23 protein-coding genes and 2 pseudogenes are annotated in these 14,587 nt (G+C 43.4%); all 25 read left to right on the forward strand.

All coding sequences use genetic code 11. From position 1 onward, the window contains the following. Window positions 1-23: 23 nt before the first annotated feature. Window positions 24-802, forward strand: a pseudogene (gene codY, locus JCM19055_RS14685) (GTP-sensing pleiotropic transcriptional regulator CodY). 638 nt (window positions 803-1,440) lie between these two features. Next, window positions 1,441-1,776: a flagellar basal body rod protein FlgB gene (flgB, locus tag JCM19055_RS14690; RefSeq protein ID WP_265182207.1), complete on the forward strand. Its 336-nt coding sequence runs from the start codon at window positions 1,441-1,443 to the stop codon at window positions 1,774-1,776. 1 nt (window position 1,777) lies between these two features. Continuing rightward, window positions 1,778-2,236 (forward strand): flagellar basal body rod protein FlgC, encoded by a 459-nt coding sequence (flgC, locus tag JCM19055_RS14695; protein WP_042360248.1) that lies wholly within the window; start codon window positions 1,778-1,780, stop codon window positions 2,234-2,236. A 28-nt stretch (window positions 2,237-2,264) separates the two neighbouring features. After that, on the forward strand, window positions 2,265-2,579 hold the full coding sequence (fliE, locus tag JCM19055_RS14700; protein WP_265182208.1) for a flagellar hook-basal body complex protein FliE: 315 nt from the start codon (window positions 2,265-2,267) through the stop codon (window positions 2,577-2,579). A 29-nt stretch (window positions 2,580-2,608) separates the two neighbouring features. Then, window positions 2,609-2,749 (forward strand): hypothetical protein, encoded by a 141-nt coding sequence (locus JCM19055_RS31985; RefSeq protein ID WP_370543164.1) that lies wholly within the window; start codon window positions 2,609-2,611, stop codon window positions 2,747-2,749. Between the two features lie 28 nt (window positions 2,750-2,777). Next, complete coding sequence (gene fliF, locus JCM19055_RS14705) at window positions 2,778-3,956, forward strand: flagellar basal-body MS-ring/collar protein FliF (protein ID WP_370543165.1); 1,179 nt, start codon at window positions 2,778-2,780, stop codon at window positions 3,954-3,956. Continuing rightward, window positions 3,950-4,183: a hypothetical protein gene (locus JCM19055_RS31990; protein WP_370543166.1), complete on the forward strand. Its 234-nt coding sequence runs from the start codon at window positions 3,950-3,952 to the stop codon at window positions 4,181-4,183. Before fliF ends, JCM19055_RS31990 begins: the two co-directional genes overlap by 7 nt. 15 nt (window positions 4,184-4,198) lie before the next feature. Continuing rightward, entirely contained in the window at window positions 4,199-5,212 is a 1,014-nt protein-coding gene (gene fliG / locus JCM19055_RS14710) for a flagellar motor switch protein FliG (RefSeq protein ID WP_042360249.1), read from the forward strand. After that, window positions 5,205-5,729, forward strand: a complete 525-nt coding sequence (locus tag JCM19055_RS14715) for a hypothetical protein (protein WP_042360250.1) — start codon at window positions 5,205-5,207, stop codon at window positions 5,727-5,729. The genes fliG and JCM19055_RS14715 overlap by 8 nt, the downstream gene beginning before the upstream one ends. Before the next feature lie 10 nt (window positions 5,730-5,739). Further along, the gene (locus JCM19055_RS14720; RefSeq protein ID WP_042360251.1) at window positions 5,740-5,988 is read left to right on the forward strand and encodes a FliH/SctL family protein; all 249 of its coding nucleotides are present in this window, start codon (window positions 5,740-5,742) and stop codon (window positions 5,986-5,988) included. After that, the gene (fliI, locus tag JCM19055_RS14725; RefSeq protein WP_042360252.1) at window positions 5,975-7,270 is read left to right on the forward strand and encodes a flagellar protein export ATPase FliI; all 1,296 of its coding nucleotides are present in this window, start codon (window positions 5,975-5,977) and stop codon (window positions 7,268-7,270) included. Before JCM19055_RS14720 ends, fliI begins: the two co-directional genes overlap by 14 nt. Next, window positions 7,271-7,726 (forward strand): flagellar export protein FliJ, encoded by a 456-nt coding sequence (fliJ, locus tag JCM19055_RS14730; RefSeq protein WP_042360253.1) that lies wholly within the window; start codon window positions 7,271-7,273, stop codon window positions 7,724-7,726. 11 nt (window positions 7,727-7,737) lie between these two features. Continuing rightward, on the forward strand, window positions 7,738-8,274 hold the full coding sequence (locus JCM19055_RS14735; protein WP_042360254.1) for a MotE family protein: 537 nt from the start codon (window positions 7,738-7,740) through the stop codon (window positions 8,272-8,274). Window positions 8,275-8,297: 23 nt separating this feature from the next. Beyond that, complete coding sequence (locus JCM19055_RS14740) at window positions 8,298-8,996, forward strand: hypothetical protein (protein ID WP_042360255.1); 699 nt, start codon at window positions 8,298-8,300, stop codon at window positions 8,994-8,996. Beyond that, the gene (locus tag JCM19055_RS14745) at window positions 8,993-9,502 is read left to right on the forward strand and encodes a flagellar hook-length control protein FliK (protein ID WP_042360256.1); all 510 of its coding nucleotides are present in this window, start codon (window positions 8,993-8,995) and stop codon (window positions 9,500-9,502) included. Before JCM19055_RS14740 ends, JCM19055_RS14745 begins: the two co-directional genes overlap by 4 nt. 18 nt (window positions 9,503-9,520) lie before the next feature. Further along, window positions 9,521-9,874 carry a flagellar hook assembly protein FlgD gene (flgD, locus tag JCM19055_RS14750; protein WP_052366403.1) on the forward strand — a complete coding sequence of 118 codons (354 nt, stop codon included), beginning with the start codon at window positions 9,521-9,523 and terminating at the stop codon, window positions 9,872-9,874. Then, the gene (locus tag JCM19055_RS29955) at window positions 9,861-10,010 is read left to right on the forward strand and encodes a hypothetical protein (RefSeq protein ID WP_265182209.1); all 150 of its coding nucleotides are present in this window, start codon (window positions 9,861-9,863) and stop codon (window positions 10,008-10,010) included. Before flgD ends, JCM19055_RS29955 begins: the two co-directional genes overlap by 14 nt. Further along, a complete protein-coding gene (locus tag JCM19055_RS14755; protein WP_042360257.1) occupies window positions 10,007-10,408 on the forward strand; it encodes a TIGR02530 family flagellar biosynthesis protein in 402 nt (133 codons plus the stop codon). The genes JCM19055_RS29955 and JCM19055_RS14755 overlap by 4 nt, the downstream gene beginning before the upstream one ends. Window positions 10,409-10,466: 58 nt before the next feature. Then, window positions 10,467-11,301 (forward strand): annotated as a pseudogene (gene flgG, locus JCM19055_RS14760) (flagellar basal body rod protein FlgG). A 40-nt stretch (window positions 11,302-11,341) separates the two neighbouring features. After that, complete coding sequence (locus JCM19055_RS14765; RefSeq protein WP_042360258.1) at window positions 11,342-11,554, forward strand: flagellar FlbD family protein; 213 nt, start codon at window positions 11,342-11,344, stop codon at window positions 11,552-11,554. Continuing rightward, window positions 11,551-11,676, forward strand: coding sequence for a hypothetical protein (locus tag JCM19055_RS29960; protein WP_265182210.1), 126 nt, complete (start codon window positions 11,551-11,553; stop codon window positions 11,674-11,676). Before JCM19055_RS14765 ends, JCM19055_RS29960 begins: the two co-directional genes overlap by 4 nt. Continuing rightward, window positions 11,648-11,977 (forward strand): flagellar basal body-associated FliL family protein, encoded by a 330-nt coding sequence (locus tag JCM19055_RS14770; RefSeq protein ID WP_193745451.1) that lies wholly within the window; start codon window positions 11,648-11,650, stop codon window positions 11,975-11,977. The genes JCM19055_RS29960 and JCM19055_RS14770 overlap by 29 nt, the downstream gene beginning before the upstream one ends. A 15-nt stretch (window positions 11,978-11,992) precedes the next feature. Beyond that, window positions 11,993-12,985 (forward strand): flagellar motor switch protein FliM, encoded by a 993-nt coding sequence (gene fliM, locus JCM19055_RS14775; RefSeq protein ID WP_042360259.1) that lies wholly within the window; start codon window positions 11,993-11,995, stop codon window positions 12,983-12,985. Next, entirely contained in the window at window positions 12,978-14,204 is a 1,227-nt protein-coding gene (gene fliY / locus JCM19055_RS14780; RefSeq protein ID WP_042360260.1) for a flagellar motor switch phosphatase FliY, read from the forward strand. Before fliM ends, fliY begins: the two co-directional genes overlap by 8 nt. A gap of 18 nt (window positions 14,205-14,222) precedes the next feature. Further along, on the forward strand, window positions 14,223-14,585 hold the full coding sequence (locus tag JCM19055_RS14785) for a response regulator (protein ID WP_042360261.1): 363 nt from the start codon (window positions 14,223-14,225) through the stop codon (window positions 14,583-14,585). The last annotated feature ends 2 nt before the right edge of the window (window positions 14,586-14,587 follow it).

The raw sequence follows: 14,587 nt of genomic DNA on the forward strand, positions 1-14,587 counted from the left end.
ATGATTAGGAGGATCTACAGGAGATGGAACTATTAACGAAATCTAGAAAGATCAACGAAATGCTACAAAAATCAGCAGGTCAACATGTCGATTTTAAGGACATGGCAGAAACATTACGTGACGTAATTTCTGCAAATATCTTTGTTGTAAGTCGAAGAGGGAAGCTTCTTGGCTATTCAATTCAACAGGAAATTGAGCACGATCGCATTGATCGTATTTTAGAAGAGCGTCAATTCCCTGAAGAATACACAGAAGGACTTTTCTCGGTGGCGGACACTTCGCCAAACCTTGACATTGACAGCAAATATACAGCTTTCCCTGTTGAAAACAGAGAACTATTCAAAACAGGACTTACGACCATTGTTCCAATCAACGGTGGTGGCCAGCGTATTGGTACACTTATTCTTGCTAGACTTAACGATTCGTTTAACGATGATGACTTAATTCTTGCTGAATACGGTGCAACAGTAGTTGGTATGGAGATCCTTCATGAGAAGGCTCAAGAAATCGAAGAAGAAGCACGTAGCAAAGCTGTCGTTCAAATGGCAATTAGCTCCCTTTCATACAGTGAGCTTGAAGCTGTTGAGCACATCTTCGAAGAACTTGATGGCAAAGAAGGTCTACTCGTCGCAAGTAAAATTGCTGACCGTGTAGGAATTACTCGTTCTGTGATCGTAAACGCACTTCGTAAGCTTGAGAGCGCGGGAGTTATTGAATCTCGCTCACTCGGTATGAAGGTACGTATATTAAAGTTCTTAACGGTAAATTCTTAAACGAACTCGAGCGTCTTCGTGAAGAGTAGAATCTATAAATAAAAGCATCGCAAATGTGAGTTCTCACATTTGCGATGCTTTTTTGTGCTTATGCTGCTATGTAGTACTTAGAAACTGCTAGTCAAAGTCGATGTGTCTTACTTCCTAAACGAAAGTGAATGCCGGAATTTTGAAGCTCGGAATGACTCAGATTCACGTCTTAAATTCTAGTCACAAAGAACTATAAATGCGATAAATTAATTATTCTTAGTATTAAGATAATAATAGTTCAAAGGAGAATTTGTCGTTTTTACAAAATATGTAATATGAAAATAAGAAAAGGACTGATTCAAATAGACTACAAAACTACCTTTCTACCATCTTTGAGTAATGCTAAAAGACTACTTATTTTTCAGACTAATTGGTAGTATTGACCTTGTTTGTTTGTTGAAACCTGTAATTTATAGTTCTATATTAGTGAAAATTGTAGTAAAAACTGTTTTTTTTATAGAAAAACATCCCAAAAGTGAATACAATTAAAGAGACGATTAGCGTATTACGGAAGTAACAAATGTTTCTAAACGATTAGAAGCTTTGTCATGATTTAAGCCATCGAATGGACGAGGAGGTTCAAAATGGCACTATTTTCAACGACGATCTCGTCGCTTGAACGGGGCATGAATGCTCAATGATGCAACAGCAAGCAATCGCATCAAACATAGCGAATGTGGACACACCGAATTATAAAGCAAAACAAGTGCAGTTTAAAGACGTTTTAAGCGAAGCCAAGGGAGAGCTTTTGGCACATACAACCGATGAGCGTCACGTACCTTTTACATATCACTCTGAACAAATGAAACAAGTAAACCCACGAAATGTGATGTACTCCCATAGTGGCAACAGTGTCGATCTCGACAAAGAAATGGCTAAGATGGCGAACAATCAAATTTACTATCAAGCAGTTAGTGATCGTTTAAACGGTCAGTTTAGTTCATTAAAGACAGCAATTCGAGGAGGAAGCTAGGTTGTCATTATTTACTGGAATGAACGCAACATCATCTGCGTTAACCGCACAGCGTTTACGTATGGACGTTGCAGCGAGCAATATGGCAAATGCAGAAACGACGAGGGCTACGATGGTAGACGGAGAATGGCAACCTTATGAACGAAAAGTCGTCACACTTGCACCGAACAAAAACGAAAGCTTTGCGTCAATTTTATCAGAGCAAAGAAATCAAAGCGTTTCAAATGCAGATGGTGTGAAAGTAACATCGATTACTGCTGATCAAACGCCAGGTAAAACGATCTATCAGCCAGGGCATCCAGATGCTGATGAAGATGGCAATCTACACATGCCAAATGTTGATCCTCTAAAAGAAATGGTCGATATTATGGGGGCGACACGTTCGTATGAAGCGAATGTAACGGTGTTTGATGCACACAAAAGTATGATGATGAAAGCATTAGAAATTGGACGAGGGTAATAGAAACTAAAAGTAGAGGTGAATGAACGTGACGATCCAGCACACATCGATGTTTGCGCCTGTGCAATCGATTGCCAAGGAAACGATCCAACCGCGTGTCGAGCGTACGACTGCTGACGCACATGAGTCGTTTGCAACGACGTTACAACAAGCCATTCAATCTGTAAACAACGAGCAACAGCATTCACAAGAGATGACAACCCGGCTCGTAAATGGAGATGTTGAATCATTGCATGATGTAATGATTGCTTCTGAGAAAGCCGGAATCGCATTACAAGCAACAGTTGAAGTACGAAATAAAGTCGTCGAAGCATATGAGACGATGATGCGAATGCAAGTGTAATGAATGTTAGGAAATAGGAGAGGCAGTTCATGAATGAGCGACTCATACAGTATCGAGACAAAATAACAGGTTTTTGGACGTCAAAAACGAGAAAAGAACAAGGGATCTTTGTTGCTTCCTTCGTACTCATTCTCGTCGTCATTATGTTAATCATCTTTTTTTACATTTAGAACGAGTTACGCCCCGCTTTATAGCAACATGTCTGTGAGCGAAACGGGTCAGATTAAGGAGACATTGGATAGTCGTGGTGTCCCAAACGAAATTCGAGATAACGGAACGACCATTTTTGTACCTGAAGAACTCGTCGATAACATAAAGGTCGAACTTGCAGCGGAAGGCTTACCAGCCACAGGTTCAATTACATATGATGATTTCCGTGATAGCTTAGGGTTCGGAATGACAGACAACGAGTTTTCGGTAATGGAAAAAGCGGCAATGCAATCTGAATTAGAAACGTTGATCCAAACGATTGATGGCGTGCAAGGCGCTACGGTAATGATCCAATTACCAGAGGAGACGATTTGGTTAAGTGATGAAGAAGGAACCGCTCAAGCTTCTGTCGTCGTCACGCTTGCGCCAGGGATGACACTTGACCAAGGCAATGTTCAAGCACTGTACAACTTAGTTTCCAAAAGTATACCGAACCTGCCTACCGATAATATCGTCATTACCGATCAATTGTTTAATAGTTATTTTTATGAAAGTCAAGAAGGCATGCAAAATATGCAAGCGTATGACCAGCAACGTGAAGTCCGTCGTACGATTGAAAATGACTTGCAGCAACGTTTGCAACAAATGCTTGGCCTAATGATGGGACAAGACAAAGTCGTTGTATCCGTGACAGCCGATGTTGATTTTACTCAAGAATATCGTGAAGAAGAACTCATTGAGCCTGTAGATGAAGATGCAACAGAAGGAATTGCCATCAGTGCAGAGCGTGTGTCTGAGTATTACGAGGGACAAGCTCCAAATGACGAAGGTGTTGCAGGTACAGGTGAAGATGATATTGCAAATTACCCAGGTGTCGTTCCTGGGGGTGACGGTGATTATGAACGGATGGAAGATCGCATCAATTACGATGTGAATCGAATCCATCGTCAAATCCAAGAAAGCCCATATAAGATTCGTGACTTAGGTGTACAAGTCGTCGTTGAGCCACCAGTTGCAGACGACCCGATGTCTTTACCACCACAAGCACTAAGCGAAATTGAATCAATGTTAGAGTCAGTCGTAATGACGAGCATTGACCAACCGCTTTTAGAAGAGATGGACGGCACAGTCTCAGAGAAGATTCTCGTTACATCACAGCCGCTATACGGGAAAGCTGACACAGAACCTGCCTCGAGCTTTACAATCCTACATGGGCATATGTGGTAACAGCAGTCGGGATCATCGCGCTGATCATCGGGATGGTGTTGTTGCTCAGACGAAACAGAGAAGAGTATGAAGAAGTTGAAGAATTGACGTATGACGAAGAAATTGAAGAAATTCCAACTGAAGATTTAACGCCAAGCGCAGAACGCAAAAAGAAATTGGAACAACTCGCAAGGGAGCGACCAGAAGAATTTTCGAAGTTGCTTCGTACGTGGCTTTCAGAAGACTAGGGGGCACACATACCAATGGTCAAAACAAAAAAAGAAATTACCGGTAAACAAAAAGCAGCTGCATTGCTTATCTCACTCGGCCCAGATGTTTCGGCACAAGTCTATAAACATTTGCAACAAGAAGAGATTGAACAATTAACACTAGAGATCGCAAATGTACGCAAAGTCGAAAACGACATCAAAGAATCGCTTATTAAAGAGTTTCACCAGTTAGCGGTCGCTCAAGATTACATGACCCAAGGTGGAATAGGTTACGCCCGTGACGTGTTAGAAAAAGCGTTAGGAAACGATGAAGCGATGGCGATTATCTCTAGACTTACGTCAACGTTGCAAGTGCGTCCATTCGACTTTGCAAGAAAGTCTGAACCTGTACAAGTCTTGAACTTTATTCAAAACGAACATCCACAAACGATCGCACTCGTCTTATCGTATTTAGATCCTGATCAAAGTGGACAGATCTTGTCTGAATTGCCTTCAGATTTACAAGCTGATGTTGCGAAACGAATCGCTACGATGGACCGAACATCACCAGAGATTATTAGCGAAGTGGAAAGTGTGCTAGAACAAAAGCTTGCTTCTACATTCACGCACGATTACACCGAAGCTGGTGGCATCGAGTCAGTCGTTGAAGTGTTAAACAGTGTGGACCGTAGTACAGAACGAACGATTTTAGATAGCTTAGAAATTCAAGATCCTGAGCTTGCAGAAGAAATTAAAAAGCGGATGTTCGTCTTTGAAGATATTGTCACGCTTGACAATCGCTCCATTCAGCGCATTATCCGTGATGTTGATAATGAAGATCTACAGTTGTCACTTAAGGTGGCAAGTGAAGAAGTTCGGGAGATTCTCTTTAGCAACATGTCGCAACGAATGGCAGAAACGTTCCGTGAAGAAATGGAATTCATGGGACCTGTACGCTTGAAAGATGTTGAAGATGCACAAACGAGAATCGTGAACGCTGTTCGTCGCCTCGAAGAAGCGGGGGAAATTGTCATCGCACGTGGTGGAGGAGATGATATCGTTGTCTAGGATCATTAAGCAAAGCAACCAAACAGACCATCAATCTCCGTATACGTTGCTGCTCCACACCTTTCACAAAGAGCGTGATGACGAACCGTTCGTCGAGACGAACGAAGCAGTGAAAGCTCAAACAGATACACTCGTTCAAAATGCTCGAACAGAAGCGAACCGTTTGCTTGATGAAGCGAACGCAGAAATCGAAGCGGCTAAAACAGCGATTCAAAATGAGCGACTCGCTGCTGAAGAAGAAGCAAAACGACTACATGAACAAGCGAGAAGAAGCGGAGAAGAAGAAGGATATCGTGATGGACTTGCAAAAGGTCAAAGCGAGTATGCTGAGCAAATTGCCCAAGCTACAGAAGTTGTCCAGTCAGCAAGAGTGGATTATGACGCCTATTTGCGCCATGCAGAAGTAGACATCTTAGATCTTGCTTCTGCTTTGGCTAAAGAAATGACGAACGTAACGATGCAAGAACAAGAGGGATATGCATCATTTTTGAAAAAAAGCAATTCAAGAAGTTCATGAAGAAACGGAAGTGCTCATCCACGTTCACCCGAGTCATTACGAAGCAACGATTCAAAGGCGATCAGAATACGAAGCGTTGTTTACAGTAGCTGAACGAATTCGTTTCTTCCCTGATCCGAATGTAGAGGAAGATGGATGTGTGATTTTGACTCCGAAAGGGCGAATGGATGCAAGCATTACGACGCAACTCCATCGCTTGAAAACAGAGCTAATAGCACTTTTAGAAGAGGGACAGGGGTCTGCGAATGAAAGCGATTGATCTGTTACCACAACTCTCATCAATTGACCGATTTCAATGGTACGGAACGGTCAAACGTGTCGTTGGACTGACGATTGAAGCGAACGGACCAAAAGCGGCAGTTGGTGAAGTGTGCGAGATTATCCAATCAGAAGGAAAGCATGTTCGTGCGGAAGTTGTCGGCTTTAAAGAAAACATATTACTGCTTATGCCTTTTTCAAAAACGGCTCGCATCCAACCAGGAAGCATCGTAAAGAACACCCGACATTCGCTACAAATTCAAGTTGGTGACGCATTAATTGGCAAAGTGTTAGACGGTCTTGGTGAACCGTTAGACGGTCAAGAGTTACCAAAAGGCTTACAGCGAATTTCTGTCGACCAAGAAGCGCCAAACCCGCTTACGAGACCAGCGATTACGGATGTCCTTCCTTTAGGTGTTCGTGCAATTGATGGGCTTCTAACGATGGGTGTCGGTCAGCGGGTCGGGATTTTTGCCGGAAGTGGTGTCGGTAAAAGTACGCTTCTTTCCATGATTGCTCGTTCTTCTCAAGCGGACGTGAACGTGATTGCGCTCATCGGTGAGCGTGGACGAGAAGTGAAAGACTTCTTAGAAAATGATCTCGGTGAACAGGGAATGAAAAACACCATTGTCGTTGTTGCGACATCAGACCAGCCTGCCCTCGTTCGAATTAAGGGCGCTGAGACGGCAACGGCGATTGCGGAGTACTTCCGCGATCGAGGGAAGATCGTAAACTTAATGATGGACTCGGTCACGCGCTATGCGATGGCGCAACGAGAAATTGGTCTTGCGACCGGAGAACCTCCGACCACAAAAGGGTATACACCGTCGGTATTTTCGATGTTACCGAGAGTATTAGAACGCTCAGGTACGAATGAATCAGGAGCGATTACTGCGTTTTACACGGTACTCGTAGATGGTGATGATTTAAATGAACCAATCGCAGACGCGGTGCGGGGGATTTTAGACGGTCATATTGTTCTCGATCGAGAACTCGCGAATCAAGGTCATTTTCCAGCAATCAACGTCCTAAAAAGCGTCAGTCGATTAATGAATCAGATCGTATCAACAAAACATCGTGATCAAGCGCAAGACGTACGAAGTCGATTAGCGATTTATGAAGAGACCGTTGATTTAATCCAAGTGGGTGCCTATAAAAAAGGCAATGATTCCGCCGTCGATTACGCGGTTGACACGAATGCAGCCATTAAGCAATTTCTAAAGCAACAAAATGATGAAGCACCTACATACGAAGAAGCGATTGAATCGTTACACCAAGTGTAGATGAAAGGAGACTATTATGACGTTTCCTTTTCACTTCAGAAGTTATTGCAAGTGAAAGAAAAAGAGCGAGATGAACAACAAAAGCACTTCGAAGTATCTCGTAAGCAGTTCGAAGAGGCAGGATACCGGCTGTACCATTTGCTGCGGGACCGAGAACAAATGATTGTCGGAGTTGAAGGGTACGCCACTTCGGGTACGACAATCGCCGCATTGCAAACAGCACAGATGGCGAGTGAGCGGATGGAAAAAGAAATTCTTCACGTTCAAGGACTTGCAAACGATGCACGAGCAAAGATGAATGTGCAAAAAGATGCACTCCATCATGCAACGATTGAATTAAAGAAATTAGAAAAACTAAAAGTGAAGCAACATGAAACGTATAGACAAGAAGAAAAGCTCTTTGAACAACAACAACTTGATGAAACAGCAACGCTTTTATACATACGACAAAGCTAAGGGGGATTTGCATGGGGACTAAAAAGACGGGATCACATCGGGAAAAACGATCTGGTCAAACGTTTTTGTTTGTTTTTCTTATACCATTCATTACCCTCCTCACCATTGGTGCCATCTTTCTTTATTTACTAGACGTTAACCCAATCAAAACCGCGCAAACATTTTTTGCGAGTGATGTGACGGAAGAAGAGACAGACGAGTTGCTGGAAGAGCGCGTATATGAATTAGAACAACAAGTCATTGCAAAAGACGAACAGATCGCTTCACTTGAGCGAGAGCTGAATCAAATTGAAATGGATCAAGCCTTTGTTGCTGAAAATCCGCCCAAATCGAGTGAAGAAGAAAGTGACTCCCTAAAGCAAACAGCGAACGTCTATGAATCCATGAATCCAAGACGAGCAGCAGATATTATGAATGAATTGTCTCTTGAAGACTTGGTGAGCCATATGTCGGTCATTAAAGAGAATGAACGTGCGGCGATTATTCAACATATGGAACCAGAACGGGCAGCTGAAGTAATGACAGCGTTAGCTACAACATCGTCTTAATTGAAAGGAGGTGAAACGAAAACGTGATCGCATCTCATTTGTTACCTCAAATGGAGATCCCAAAGCAAAATATGCGAGTGGACCAGAAGCAGTCAGATCGAGATACAAATGAACAACCACCCTTATCATTTGAACAACTGTTGCACGGTTTTGTAGAGAGCCCGAAAGAAGAGAGCACAGAAGAGCAAGACGGTAAGTCGTTTCACTCAATGGAGAATAGTGCATCATTTCAGCTGTTAGCACAACTTCAAGAAGCTGACAGCGAACGAATTGTTATGCCTGACCAACTGCTACAATACGTCGAGCAATTGGTCCAGTGGATAGAAGAAATCATTCCGCTCGAATCTGAACAGACAGAAGAGTACAATCTTGAACTCGTCGAACAACTAGAAGTGTTGTTGAGAGATATAGAACAGCTTGTACAAACGCCAAACCGTACAGTCCTAAGCGGTGAATCGTCTTCTTTTACAAATCGGGTTGAGACTGTAGCGGTTCTTGAAAGAAGTATTCGAGCACTTGAAGAGCGAGTTGAGACGTTCAGGCGATTACATACTGAACAAAGCGTAAACGCGGAGAAGAACGTCACCCGCGTCGTCGAGCGGCTAGAAACAGTGTTGCAAACCGTTCAAGCATCGTTAAACAACGCGACCGTTGAAGAACAACAACCGAACCGTTCGTACACGTTCCGAGTGTACTCCCTGGCCGAGAACAAACGGTTATGAGTCAACCGGAATTAATGATGCAGCAAACGCAGCAACGCCTCACAGCGACAGAACAACACGTCATTCAATTGGGGCAACACGCTTCCAACCGAACGGTAGAGCAGCAATTTATGAAGCAGTTTCAAAGCATTCTAGCGAAAGGGCATTTGCAACGCACCGGCACTGCGCAGACGCTTACCGTTCAACTAAGACCTGAGCATTTAGGGAAGATGACTGTCGCATTAACGATTCAACAAGGGCAATTAGAAGCGACAGTAACGACTGCAACGAAGGCAGCTAGAGACATTGTAGAAGCCCAACTTCCAGCACTGCGCCAAGCATTTGTCACGCAACAGTTACAAGTCGAGAAAGTGACCATTGAAGATGCGCAGTCTCAACACGATGAGGAAGAATCAAACGACGGTCATGCAACTAGTAAAGAGCGAGACCAAGAACGTGAAGAAACAGAAGAAGGAGCGTTCTTAAGCTTTGAAGAGTGGCTACGAGAAAGTATGAATGAAGAGTAAGGAGGAAGAGAGTTCAACATGAATGTAAATGTAATGAACGGCATTCAAGAACGCAACCAAATTCACGGTGTTCCGGTCGCTACGACAGAGTCAACGATGTTAGGAAAAGATGATTTTTTGAAACTGTTAATTGCACAGTTACAAAATCAAGATCCACTTGACCCGATGGACGATCGAGAATTTATCGCACAGATGGCTCAGTTTTCTTCACTCGAGCAGATGACGAACATGAACGCTGCGATGCAAAAGCTTTCTAACCAACAAGAATCAGCAGCGCTCGTGCAGCATAGTGAATTAATCGGTAAAAATGTGACGTATTACCGTGAAATTGAAGATGCAAACGGGTTTCCGAAAAAAAGTGTACGACGATAACGTTGTGACGAGCGTGCGTCGCTCAGAAAATGGCGTAATTGAGGTTCAAGTAGACAGTGGTCGCTGGATTAGTAGCAGTCAAATTACAGGAGTAACACCAGCTGAAGAAGCAGCGAACGAGGAAGAATCGCTGTGAACGTAACGTGGCATCAACTTCCCCACGCATTACCTGTAAAAACACGAGCAACAGCGACAAATGAACAAAGCCGTACTTCTGAAGGAACTTCGTTTCAAACAGCTTTGCAAGATGCACAAAAGACGAACCCAATCACAATTAGTAAACATGCAAAAACACGCATTGAAGAACGTGGCATTACGATTAGTGATCAAGACTGGTTGCGAGTCTCTGAAAAAGTGAAAGAAGCCCATACGAAAGGCATCAATCAACCACTCGTAATTACCGACAATGCCGCACTCATCGTTAGTGGCAAAAACCATACGGTCGTCACCGCTATGGCTCAAAGTGAAATGAACGACCGAATTATTTCAAACATCGACGGAACGATTATCGTCAAACCATCGCTGGACCTGTAAGAGGAGGCGAACCGTCTGCTGACCGATTGATGCGGACGATTAAAAGGAGGAACTACAAATGATTCGATCCATGTACTCAGGCATTACAGGCTTACAAAACCACCAACAAAAACTAGACGTGATCGGCAACAACATCGCCAACGTCAACACGTACGGCTTCAAAAAAAGGCCGCTATACGTTTGAAGATATGCTCAGTCAACAAGTACAAGGTGCAAGCTCAGGTACTGGCGGTGGGTTAGGTGGAACGAACCCTCGTCAAATTGGTCTCGGTTCATCAACAGGCTCAATAACGAACATCCATACGCAAGGAGCGTTGCAACCGACAGGCCGTGAGTTAGACCTCGGAATTGCAGGTGATGGGTATTTTAGGGTGAGTGATGGAACTGAGGTATTTTACACACGTTCGGGAGATTTTTATCGCGATAATATTGGCCACATTGTCAATTCGAACGGGTACTATCTATTAGGTGAGGGGGAAGGTACTACTGGTAACCCTCCGCCTGCAGCATTGAGCATACCTAGTAATGCTGAGGGCTTTAGTATAGGAGCTAACGGTTCAATCACGGTAATTGTAGAAGGAGAAAGTAATTCGGAACAAGTCATTTCATTAGCAACCTTCGCCAACCCTGAAGGATTAGAAAAAGTCGGAGGCAATCTTTATAGAACTACATCTAATTCCAATGACGTAACTGCAGAAAATGCAGGCATTATAGTTGGCGCACCTGGCACCGGAGGACTCGGCCAAATCGCTGCCGGAACGCTTGAAATGTCAAACGTTGACCTTTCAGAGGAGTTCGTTGAGATGATTACCGCACAGCGTGGTTTGCAAGCGAACACGCGAATTATTACAACATCAGATGAAGTGTTGCAAGAGCTCTTGAACTTGAAATAGTAAAGGAGGTCGTCACAGTCGTTGTGACCCGAACAATTCTATGATTCCACTTACACGCCTTGATGGACAACCGTTCTATCTGCAACTCGTTCACATTGTGACGGTTGAAGAGCTTCCTGATACGACGATTACGCTCGTAGGCAATCGCAAGCTCGTCGTTAGAGAATCGCTTCATGAGGTTAACGAAGCGATTGAAGCAAAGCTAATGATGTACGGTGTCGCTGCAGCATCAAAACAGGAGGAAGACGTATGAAAAAAGCTTTTATCGGTGCAACGTTTAGCCTACTTCTCGTCGTTATTGCCGCTTTTTCTTGGTATGTCTTTTTTTGGAGACGAAGCCGAATCCGTGGAAGGTTCAGAAGGACCGACGATTGATGAAATTGTGAGCAATTCTTGGGATACCGAACAATTAACGACGAATTTAAGTAGCGATCATATTATTCGTGCGTCATTTCGCATTGAAGGCGATCGCGAAGAGACTCGAATAGAAATTGAAAAGCGCGATTTTCAAATTAAAAATGCAATTATTCACCGTCTTGCCGGTATGAATGCAGATCAATTGCAAGACTCTGAAGGTTTACGAGAACTAGAACAAACATTAAAAGAAGACATTACGAACATGCTTGAGGGCGGCTCGGTCATCAATGTGTATACGACTGAACGAGTGATTCAATGAATGAGGTGAAGCAAAATGGCAGATGTATTGTCACAAGGGGAAATTGATGCTCTCTTATCTGCGCTGTCCACAGGTGAGATGGACGTTGAAGAACTGATAAAAGAAGACGAAGCGAAACGGATTACGAATTATGATTTTAAACGTGCCCTTCGATTTTCGAAGGATCAAGTTCGCTCGCTATCGCGCATTCATGAGAACTTCGCTCGTTTGCTTACGACGGTCTTTTCAGCGCAGCTGAGAACGTTCGTGCAAATTCATGTGACCTCTGTTGATCAACTGCCATATGAAGAGTTTATCCGTTCGATTCCTTCGACGACGTTATTAAGTATTTTTGATGCGTATCCGTTAGAAGGTCGGTTCTTAATTGAAGTAAACCCGAACATTGGTTACGCAATGGTCGACCGCATTTTAGGTGGACGAGGCACAGGAATGAACAAAGTGGAAACGTTAACCGAAATCGAGTCGAGAATTCTTTCTCAGCTGTTTAACCATATGCTCGATAGCTTCCAACAAGCATGGACGAGCATCGTAGATTTACAGCCAGTCATGGAAGATCTAGAAGTAAATCCCCAATTCGTTCAACTGCAAAGCCCTAATGAGACCGTCGTTGTCATTAGTTTATCGACGACGATTAATGAAACGTCTGGCATGATTAATGTTTGTTTGCCTTACGTCGTATTAGAAGAATTGCTTCCGAAGTTATCTGCTCATTATTGGATGCAATCGCCGAACAAAGAGCGCGATGAAAATGAAGTAAAAGATATTCGACGCTCGGTAAGGCAAGCGATGATCGATGTTGAGACAATTCTCGGAACTTCAGAAATGACAGTTTCTGAGCTTAAAGACCTACAAATTGGCGATGTTTTAGAGTTGAACCAAAGCATACATACTCCTTTAATGACAAAAGTCGGAGGAAAACCTAAATATTCGGTGCAGCCAGGACGAAAAAAACAAAGAATAGCTGTACAAATTATTGAAGAAATAAAGGAGGATGCAGACGATGAATGATGAGCCGCTCTCCCAAGAGGAAATTAACCAGCTACTTGCTGGGTTGGAAGAAGAGAAAGATGCGAGCTCGAGTGATGATGTGTACCCACCAGCGCCTTCTAAAGCATCAACGAATGTGACTCAATTTCTTACAGAAATTGAGAAAGATGCAATTGGAGAGATCGGTAACATTTCGTTCGGTACAGCTTCCACAACGCTATCACAACTGTTAAATCAAAAAGTGTCAATTACGACACCAGTCGTTGATGCGGTTAAGGCAGAGTTATTGCATGAAGAATTTCCAAATCCACACGTATCCATTCATGTGGAATACAAACAAGGCTTCAAAGGGGCCAATGTTCTCGTCATTAAACAGCAAGACGCGCAAATTATTGCGGATCTAATGCTCGGTGGAGACGGTACGAAGCCACCAGAACAACTGGAAGAAATTCATATTAGTGCAGTCCAAGAAGCGATGAACCAAATGATGGGAAGTTCATCAACATCACTGTCAACGATTTTTAATACGAGAGTTGATATTTCCCCACCAGGTATTAATATGCTTGATTTAGAAAAAGGCTCAGGCTTAGAGTATTTGCCACAAGAAGGCACGATTATTAAAGTGTCGTTTCGTTTGAAGATTGGGGAACTCATTGACTCAATCATTATGCAACTCATTACTGTAGAGTTCGCAAAAGAGCTCGTAGAGAAATTAATGAATCCAGCACTTGAAATGGCGCCTACGATGGATGCAGCACCTCCAATTCAAGAAGAAGCAGCTCCGGTCATGTTTCATACAAATGATGTTGAGCCTACGGAACAGCATACGCTTGACACTCCTGTAGAAAGACATGTGCCAAAACCAACACCAGAGCCAGTACCCGTACCTGAACCAAGACCCGAACCAAAAGCGGTACAGAAAACGATCCAACCTGCTGAATTTGCCAATTTTGAAGGTGGCTCTGAACAGAGTGAACAAAGTCGCAATCTAGACATTTTAATGGACATCCCGCTAGATGTAACCGTACAGCTTGGCAAAACGCGCCGTTCGATTCGTGACATCTTAAACTTTACGCAAGGATCGATTATTGAGTTAGATAAACTCGCTGGTGAACCAGTGGACATCCTCGTAAATCAGCGCCTCGTTGCCAAAGGCGAGGTCGTCGTTATTGATGAAAACTTCGGCGTTCGTGTGACAGATATCGTTAGCCGTTCGAAGAGAATAGAACACTTAAAATAAGGATAGGTGGGATTAACCATGACAAATCGAGTATTGATTGTAGACGATGCTTCGTTTATGAGAATGATGATTCGAGACATTTTAGAGAAAAACAATTACATCGTTGTCGGTGAAGCAGAAAACGGTCGTGAAGCGATTGAAAAGTACAAAGAAACGGAACCGACGTTTGTGACGATGGACATTACGATGCCCGAGATGGATGGGATTGAAGCACTCAAAGTCATTCGTGAGTTCGACCCATCTGCGAAAATCATTATGTGTTCTGCCATGGGACAACAAGCGATGGTCATTGACGCCATTCAAGCAGGGGCTAAAGACTTTGTTGTTAAGCCGTTCCAAGCGGACCGAGTCATTGATGCAGTGAAAAAGACGTTAGCGTAAGG

Source organism: Geomicrobium sp. JCM 19055, from assembly GCF_000698185.1.
Lineage (GTDB): Bacteria > Bacillota > Bacilli > Bacillales > Marinococcaceae > Geomicrobium_A > Geomicrobium_A sediminis.

Coding starts and splice junctions, on each gene's coding strand:
- flgB (WP_265182207.1), top strand. CDS start 1,441: ATGATGCAACAGCAAGCAATCGCATCAAACATAGCGAATGTGGACACA.
- JCM19055_RS31985 (WP_370543164.1), top strand. CDS start 2,609: ATGAATGAGCGACTCATACAGTATCGAGACAAAATAACAGGTTTTTGG.
- fliF (WP_370543165.1), top strand. CDS start 2,778: ATGTCTGTGAGCGAAACGGGTCAGATTAAGGAGACATTGGATAGTCGT.
- fliG (WP_042360249.1), top strand. CDS start 4,199: ATGGTCAAAACAAAAAAAGAAATTACCGGTAAACAAAAAGCAGCTGCA.
- fliI (WP_042360252.1), top strand. CDS start 5,975: ATGAAAGCGATTGATCTGTTACCACAACTCTCATCAATTGACCGATTT.
- fliJ (WP_042360253.1), top strand. CDS start 7,271: ATGAAAGGAGACTATTATGACGTTTCCTTTTCACTTCAGAAGTTATTG.
- JCM19055_RS14735 (WP_042360254.1), top strand. CDS start 7,738: ATGGGGACTAAAAAGACGGGATCACATCGGGAAAAACGATCTGGTCAA.
- JCM19055_RS14745 (WP_042360256.1), top strand. CDS start 8,993: ATGAGTCAACCGGAATTAATGATGCAGCAAACGCAGCAACGCCTCACA.
- flgD (WP_052366403.1), top strand. CDS start 9,521: ATGAATGTAAATGTAATGAACGGCATTCAAGAACGCAACCAAATTCAC.
- JCM19055_RS14765 (WP_042360258.1), top strand. CDS start 11,342: ATGATTCCACTTACACGCCTTGATGGACAACCGTTCTATCTGCAACTC.
- JCM19055_RS29960 (WP_265182210.1), top strand. CDS start 11,551: ATGAAAAAAGCTTTTATCGGTGCAACGTTTAGCCTACTTCTCGTCGTT.
- fliM (WP_042360259.1), top strand. CDS start 11,993: ATGGCAGATGTATTGTCACAAGGGGAAATTGATGCTCTCTTATCTGCG.
- fliY (WP_042360260.1), top strand. CDS start 12,978: ATGAATGATGAGCCGCTCTCCCAAGAGGAAATTAACCAGCTACTTGCT.
- JCM19055_RS14785 (WP_042360261.1), top strand. CDS start 14,223: ATGACAAATCGAGTATTGATTGTAGACGATGCTTCGTTTATGAGAATG.